The sequence below is a fragment of the Massilia arenae genome (genome assembly GCF_008014745.1).
In the GTDB taxonomy this organism is placed as follows: Bacteria; Pseudomonadota; Gammaproteobacteria; order Burkholderiales; family Burkholderiaceae_D; genus Telluria; species Telluria arenae.
This window is the reverse complement of record NZ_VPFD01000028.1, coordinates 71,895-79,467: the sequence shown is the minus strand read 5'-3', so window position 1 is coordinate 79,467 and position 7,573 is coordinate 71,895. Positions and strand designations below refer to the sequence as shown.

Annotated in this window: 5 protein-coding genes and 1 pseudogene; 4 read left to right on the top strand and 2 right to left on the bottom strand. The window is 64.0% G+C overall.

Translation table 11 applies throughout. The annotated features are described in order from the left end of the window. Positions 1 to 1,126, bottom strand: a pseudogene (locus FVD38_RS21600) (hypothetical protein); the annotation flags it as partial. 378 nt (positions 1,127 to 1,504) lie between these two features. Further along, a complete protein-coding gene (locus tag FVD38_RS21595) occupies positions 1,505 to 2,845 on the bottom strand; it encodes a sigma-54 dependent transcriptional regulator (protein ID WP_147936684.1) in 1,341 nt (446 codons plus the stop codon). Between the two features lie 471 nt (positions 2,846 to 3,316). Between FVD38_RS21595 and ubiE the strand changes: the two genes are divergently transcribed. The 4 genes from ubiE to ubiB all read left to right on the top strand — a co-directional run bounded on the left by ubiE (position 3,317) and on the right by ubiB (position 7,423). Beyond that, on the top strand, positions 3,317 to 4,051 hold the full coding sequence (ubiE, locus tag FVD38_RS21590) for a bifunctional demethylmenaquinone methyltransferase/2-methoxy-6-polyprenyl-1,4-benzoquinol methylase UbiE (RefSeq protein WP_123070098.1): 735 nt from the start codon (positions 3,317 to 3,319) through the stop codon (positions 4,049 to 4,051). Between the two features lie 22 nt (positions 4,052 to 4,073). Continuing rightward, on the top strand, positions 4,074 to 5,057 hold the full coding sequence (locus FVD38_RS21585; protein WP_147936683.1) for a Tim44 domain-containing protein: 984 nt from the start codon (positions 4,074 to 4,076) through the stop codon (positions 5,055 to 5,057). A gap of 129 nt (positions 5,058 to 5,186) precedes the next feature. Continuing rightward, positions 5,187 to 5,864: a ubiquinone biosynthesis accessory factor UbiJ gene (locus FVD38_RS21580; protein ID WP_147936682.1), complete on the top strand. Its 678-nt coding sequence runs from the start codon at positions 5,187 to 5,189 to the stop codon at positions 5,862 to 5,864. After that, positions 5,861 to 7,423 (top strand): ubiquinone biosynthesis regulatory protein kinase UbiB, encoded by a 1,563-nt coding sequence (gene ubiB / locus FVD38_RS21575; RefSeq protein WP_147936681.1) that lies wholly within the window; start codon positions 5,861 to 5,863, stop codon positions 7,421 to 7,423. The genes FVD38_RS21580 and ubiB overlap by 4 nt, the downstream gene beginning before the upstream one ends. Positions 7,424 to 7,573 lie beyond the last annotated feature (150 nt).

Here is a 7,573-nt window from a genome sequence, read left to right as displayed (position 1 = left end):
CGCCGCCGGTGCCCACGCCGCCAGCCGCGCCGTTGCCGCCGGCAGCATAGCCGCCGGTTGCGCCTGCAGCGCCCGCGCCGCCGGCCGAGTCAGCCGCGCCGCTCGCGCCGCCTGCGCCGCCAGCTGCGTTGCCGACGGTCGATGCGCCGGTCGATGCGGTGCCGGCAGCAGCGTAGCCGCCTGCGCCGCCAGCCGCGCCAGCCGCGCCCGAAGCCGAACCGCCGGCTGCGCCGGTGGCCGAGGTCGAGCCGCCGTTGCCCACGCCGCCGGTCGAGCCGGTGCCGGCTGCGCCGTTGGCGCCGCCGGTGTTCGCAGCGGTGTTGCCGATGTTGCTGATGTTATTGCCCGACACGGTGCCGGTCAGCGAGCTGTTCGCGTTGGCCGACGAGGTGTTGAACGAGTTGGCGACCGACGAGTTGGCGCTGCCGCCGTTGTTGGCGGCTGCGGCGCCGGCGGCTGCCGCGCGCGAGTCACCCGAGCTGTTGTTCTGGCCCGAGCTGTCCTGGCTGCTGTCGTTGGTAGTGGTCGAGGTGATCGTGTCGTTGCTGTCGATCGTGGTGGTGTTGGTGCGGGTGTCCGACTGCGTGTTGGTGTTGGTGTTGGTCGCGGTACGGTTGTCCGAACGGTCCACCTGGTTGTTGTTGTTGGTCGTGCTGTTGTCGTTCTGCTGGCTGTTGTTGTTTTGCTGGCTGTTGTTATTGGCCTGGCTGTTGTTGGTGTTGGTCGACGTGTTGGTGCTGGTCGACTGGTTGTTGCTGTCCGAGGTGTTGGTGCTGCTGTTGTTGGCCTGGCTGTTGTCGGTGTTGGTGCTGGTGTTCGTATTCGTGTTGGTAGCCTGGTTGTTGCTGTTGGCCTGGCTGTTGTTGGTGCTGGTCGAGGTATTCGTGTTGGTGTTCGTGTTCGTGTTCGTCGCCTGGTTGTTGCTGTTCGAGCTGTCGGTGTTGGTCGACGAGTTGGTCGAGGTATTGCCGCTGTTACGGGTATCAGTGACGGTGCTGTTATCGGTGTTCGTCGTCATCGACGAAGTCTGGGTGTTGCCGCCGCGGACGTCGTTGACGGAATTTTCTTGTGCGTGAGCCATGCTGAATGCCAGGGCGATCGCGGTTGCCAGGATAGTGCGCTTCATTGTTGCTCCCCTAATTGTCACTGAGTTGAATTCCCGAGGTCCCATGACGCCCGGTCCAACCTTCTATTAGCAGTTCCCATGCCAGGGGCATGTCGTTTTTTCAAGTCCTTGATTATGTAGGACTATTTTGATGAGTTCTGGCGGGATTAAAGGGGGAAATGAAGCGGAACAATAGCTAAAGAACAAAGTGTCTCAGACCCGTGACAATCTGAACAAAAAGTCCATGAAACTGTATCGAAATGTCACTATATGCGGGTTGTGCAGAGTGAACGGCGTTCTGCAGCGCGCTGCCGTATGGCAAGCGCGCTGGTGAGAAAAACCTGTCAAATCAAGGGAAGTAGCCGTAGGAACAGGCCGACGGCAGGGAAGGGCGGGGACTTACGGAGAAATCGCGTGCTTGGCCATCAGGCGATACAGTGTCATGCGCGAGACACCCAGCTCGCGCGCGGCCTGGCTGATGTTGTTGCCGCTGCGCGCCAGGCTCTCGCCGATGGCGGTGCGCTCGGCCGACAGGCGCGAACTACCGAGGCCTTCCTTGACCGGGCAGATCGGTCCGGCGCTGGGCAGGTCGAGGTCTTCCGGCATGACCAGCCGTTGTTCTGCGAGCACCATGGCGCGCCGCACCCGGTTGATGAGTTCGCGCACATTGCCCGGCCACTCGTAGCGCGCCATCGCCAGCAGCGCTTCGCGGCTCACGCCCTTCAGTTGCGGGCTGCGTTCGGCCGCGTACTTGTTGAAGATGAGGTCGGTCAGCAGCGGCAAGTCTTCCTTGCGTTCGCGCAGCGGCGGCACCCGGATCGGGAACACGCTGAGACGGTAGTACAAGTCTTCGCGGAAGCGCCCCTCGGCCACGGCCTGCGGCAGGTTGACGTGGGTGGCGGTGATCACGCGCGCATCGACCGCGATGGTGCGGGTACCGCCTACGCGATAGATCACGCGTTCCTGCAAGAAGCGGAGCAGGCTGGCCTGCAGGTCGAGCGGCAGGTCGCCGATCTCGTCCAAAAAGATACTGCCGCCGGACGCCGCCTCGAGCAGGCCCTGCTTGTCGCGGGTGGCGCCGGTGAAGGAACCGCGCTCGTGGCCGAACAGCTCGGAGTGGATCAGGGCCGGCGACACCGCCGCGCAATTGATGGCGATGAAGGGACCGCTGGCGCGCTGCGAGCGCAGGTGGACTTCCTGGGCCGCGAGTTCCTTGCCGCTGCCGCTCTCGCCCGAAATCAGCACCGGCGCGTCGATCGCGGCGATCTTGTCGATATGGGCGCGCAGGCGCACGATCGCGCTTGAGGCGCCGTCGATGTGGCTGGCCCGCTCCGACGCCTGGCGCCGGTGCGGCGGTGTGGTCTTGGCCAGCGTCGCCATGCCGTGGGCGTGGCCGAGCGAGTGCTGCAGGCGCAGCGCGTCGACCGGACGCGTGTGGAAATCGACCAGGTGGGCCGCGATCAGCTCGCGCAGCGCCGGCTGGTCGAGGCGTGGCGCATCGAACACGCCGATCCAGCGCGTGTGATGGTGCTGGCGCACGAAGCGTTCGATCTCGGCGTCGGCCGCGCCGTCGCTGCGGTCGAGCAGGAGGCCAACGCCGTAGTGCTGCTGCGACAGGACCTTGCGCGCCGCGGCGATGTTCTCGACCACGCACACATCCCAACCGGGCAGCTCGCCGTGGCAGGCGCGCGCGTGCGCGTTGCCTTCACCCGAAATGCATAAGAGACGTTTTACAGACACCGTTGCCCTCGTTATCACTGGAGCTTGGCCAGTTCGTTGTTATGAGTTTGGGCGCGTCGCGCCTCACGCATCCGTGCGGCAACTAATCCCTCGCTGCAGATTGCTGATGCGAAAAGTATTGTTCCATTAAACCTCAAATGCCATCTACATGGCGCACAAACATTAATAGAAATTTAATGACATGTGCAAAATTGAATGTAATGTTTATTTTTGCTCATAACAAAGTCAGCAATTTTGTTGGTGGCCTGCTATTGATCTTACCGGCCCCAACGGTGGTCGGGAAGAGTGCCTGCGACAATGTGCCGCTGCTGAGTGGCTTGTTAGCGCTGCAGGCGTTGTGCCCGTCCAACAAGGGCGCCTGAACGATGCCATGGCGCAGCAAAAAGGCTTCGGCGGCGGCCCAGCCGCCAATGACGCGGCCCGCTGTCGGCCTGCTTGTATAATGCGGCAACACCCAACCGTTTCGCACATATGACCAATACCACTCACTTCGGCTACAAGACTGTCGCCGAGGACCAGAAGGTCCAGGAAGTCGCCAAGGTTTTCCACTCGGTCGCCTCGAAGTACGACGTCATGAACGACTTGATGTCGGCCGGCCTGCACCGCGCCTGGAAGATGTTCACGATCGCCCAGGCCGGGGTGCGTCCCGGCTTCAAGGTGCTCGACATCGCCGGCGGCACCGGCGACCTGGCCAAGGCGTTCGCGAAGCAGGCGGGCAAGACCGGCGAGGTCTGGCTCACCGACATCAACGAGTCGATGCTGCGCGTGGGGCGCGATCGTCTCTTGAATAAAGGGCTTGTCACCCCAACCATGTTGTGTGACGCCGAAAAATTGCCGTTCCCGGACAATTATTTTGACCGGGTCAGCGTCGCCTTCGGGCTGCGCAATATGACCCATAAAGACCAGGCCCTGGCCGAGATGCGCCGGGTGCTCAAGCCGGGCGGCAAGCTGCTGGTGCTGGAATTCTCGAAAGTGATCGCGCCGCTGCAGAAACCGTACGACGTGTATTCGTTCTCGGTGCTGCCGTGGCTGGGCCAGAAGATCGCCGGCGATGCCGAGAGCTATCGTTACCTGGCCGAATCGATCCGCATGCATCCCGACCAGGACACCCTGAAGGGGATGATGCAAGACGCAGGACTGGAGCGGGTCCAGTATTTCAACCTGACGGCGGGTGTGGCCGCATTGCACACCGGTATCAAACTGTAGTTTCACTCTAAGGACGGAGACGATGAAAAAATTCCTGGTCACGACGATGTTGGCAGTCACCGCGTTCGCGATGGTGGCGGACGCCTTCGCCCGACCAATGGGCGGCAAGCGCTCGATCGGACGGCAATCGCAGTCCGTGCAGCAGCAGGGCCCGGCCCCGGCGCCAGCCCAGAGCATGCAGCGCCAGACGCCTAATTCGCCGGCACCGGCTGCTGCCGGCGCAGGCGCCGCGGGCGCCGCTGCTGCCGCCAAAAAACCTAGCATGATGCGCAATATCCTTGGCGGCGCACTGCTGGGCCTGGGCCTGGGCGCGCTGCTGTCGCACCTGGGCATCGGCGGCGCACTGGCCAGCATCATCTCGACCATCCTGATGGTCGCGCTGGTCGGCCTGGTGATCATGTTCATCGTGCGCATGGTGCGCCGCAAGGACACGCCGGCCAATCCGGCCGCGGCGACCGCGGGCGGCTTCGGTGGCTTCCAGCCGCCCGCCGCCGGTTCGAACGCCACGCCAGAGATCGGTTCCGGCCTGCGCAATGGGCCGGCCGCTTTCCAGGGCAATGTAGGCCTGGATAAAGGCACCGCAGCCGGCTTCGGTGGCGCTGCCGCCGCAACCAATTACCAGCAATGGGGCGTGCCGGGCGACTTCGACAGCGAAAGCTTCCTGCGCCATGCGAAATCGTCCTTCATCCGCATGCAGGCGGCCTGGGATCGCGGCGACACCGACGACCTGCGCGAATTCACCGCGCCCGAAGTGTTCGCCGAACTGAAGATGCAGATCCAGGAACGCGGCGGCGTGGCCGACTACACCGACGTCGTCAACATCGACGCCCAGCTGCTGGGCATCGAGAAGACCGCGACCGACTACCTGGCGAGCGTGCAGTTCAACGCCATGATCCGCAGCGCCAAGGACGCGCTGCCGGAACCGTTCGTCGAAGTCTGGAATATGTCGAAGCCGCTGTCGGGCTCGGGCGGCTGGGTGCTGGCCGGTATCCAGCAGACGAACTAAGCCTTTAGTTTTGGCGGAATTATTTTTCGATAAACATTCCGTGTCACCGGGTTTGCGCCCGGCAAACTGGTAAGATCAAAACCGCCCGCATCAACCCGGGCGGTTTTGTTTTTTGAGGGTTGTCCTTTCATGTTTCCTAGTCTTTCCTCACTGTCGCCTCAGCACGCTCTCACGCTGCCCGCGGTCGCCGCGATCAACCACTTGCTGGCCCAGGAAGCCTGGGCCAGGGCCTTGCTCATGCGCCATGCCGGCAAGGATGCCTGCATCGACGCCGGCCTGGCCCGTCTGCGCATGCTGGTCGGGCGCGATGGCCTGCTCGAAGCCAGTCAGGGGGATGCCGCGGCCAGCGTCACGATCCGCGTGAAGCCGGCCGACCTGCCGCTGATCGCCCAGGACCGCACGCGCGCGCTGTCGTACGTCAAGATCGAGGGCGACGCGGAGTTCGCCAACGTGATCTCGCAGCTGGCCAACGGCCTGCGCTGGGACGCCGAGCACGACCTCGAGCGGGTAGTGGGGCCGCTGGGCGCCCATCGCCTGGTCAAGACCGCGCGCCGCACCGCCGGCGGCGCGACCGAGGCGGGACGGCGCCTGGCCGAGAACCTGGCCGAGTTCCTGGCCGAGGAAAGGCCGGTGCTGGTGCGGCCGGTGCAGCGCGAAGCGTTCGCCGCCGACGTGGTGCGCCTGCGCGACGACGTCGAGCGCACCGCCAAGCGCATAGCAAGACTCGAGCAAAAGCTGGCCCAGCTGGACGCCGTCACACCCTCCATCATTTCTACCCGCGCAGACCACCACCCGGATCGTCGATGATATTGAAATTCCTGCGCCTGCTGCGCATCCTCACCGTCTTCACCAGGTACGGCCTGGACGAGATTGCCGTTACCAGCATCAATGCCCCGCGCACCGCGCGCCTGATGAACACCTTCTTCTTCTGGCGCACGATCACCTCGCCGCGCGCGATCCGCCTGCGCCAGGCGCTGGAAGAGCTGGGCCCGATCTTCGTGAAGTTCGGCCAGGTGCTGTCGACCCGGCGCGACCTGGTGCCGCCCGATATCGCCGACGAGCTGGCGCTGCTGCAAGACCGCGTGCCGCCGTTCGGTTCCGACCTGGCGGTGGCCCAGATCACGCGCTCGCTGGGCGCCCATCCCGACCAATTGTTTGCCCGCTTCGACCGCGAGCCGGTGGCCTCGGCCTCGATCGCCCAGGTCCACTTTGCCCAGCTGAAGGATGGCAAGGAGGTCGCGGTCAAGGTGCTGCGTCCCGGCATGAAGAAGCTGATCGACGAAGACATGGCCCTGATGCGCCTGGCGGCCAGCCTGATCGAGCGCGTGTGGGCAGAGGCGCGGCGCCTGAAGCCGCGCGAGGTCGTGGCCGAATTCGACAAATACCTGCACGACGAGCTGGACCTGATGCGCGAGGCCGCCAATGCCAGCCAGCTGCGCCGCAACTTCGCCGGTTCCGACTTGTTGATGGTGCCCGAGATGTACTGGGACTATTGCTCGAGCAGCGTGATCGTGATGGAGCGCATGTACGGCATCCCAATCTCGCAGATCGACCGCCTGGCCGCCGCCGGCGTCGACCTCAAGAAGCTGTCGAGCGATGGCGTGGAGATCTTCTTCACCCAGGTGTTCCGTGACGGCTTCTTCCATGCCGATATGCACCCGGGGAACATCCTGGTCTCGACCGCGCCGGAAACCCTGGGACGCTATATCGCGCTGGACTTCGGCATCGTCGGCACGCTGAACGATTTCGACAAGGATTACCTGTCGCAGAACTTCCTGGCCTTCTTCCGCCGCGACTACAAGCGCGTGGCCGAGGCCCACATCGAATCGGGCTGGGCGCCCTCGACCACCCGCGTGGACGAGCTCGAGGCCGCGGTGCGCGCCTGCTGCGAACCGATCTTCGACCGCCCGCTGAAAGATATTTCGTTCGGCCAGGTGCTGCTGCGCCTGTTCCAGACCTCGCGCCGCTTCAATGTCGAGGTGCAGCCGCAGCTCGTGCTGCTGCAAAAGACCCTGCTCAATATCGAAGGGCTGGGACGCCAGCTCGATCCCGACCTGGACCTGTGGAAGACCGCCAGGCCGCACCTCGAGCGCTGGATGACGGAACAGGTCGGCTGGAAAGGCCTGACCGAGCGCCTGCGCGCCGAAGCGCCGCGCTACGCCCAGATATTCCCGCAGCTGCCGCGCCTGGTATTCCAGGTTCTGGAGCGCGAATCGAAAGGGCAGATGACGCACCCGCATGGCGGCAGTAGCGACATGCTGGCCATGGTGCTGCTCGAGCAGCGCCGTACCAACCGCATGCTGGCCTTCCTGACCTGCATGGCGGCGGGCTTCGGTCTGGGGCTGGTCGCGCTGTATTTGCTGTAAGGCGCGCCAAAAGAAAAAGCCCGCAGACGCGGGCTTGGCAAGCTAGTGTTCTTGTACGGACCGCGCTGATGCAAGCATCTCGCAGTCTTCTGTTTCTTCTGTACGGCGGGTGGCAGGAGTTTCCTGCTACCAACATTCGGTGAAGCAGGC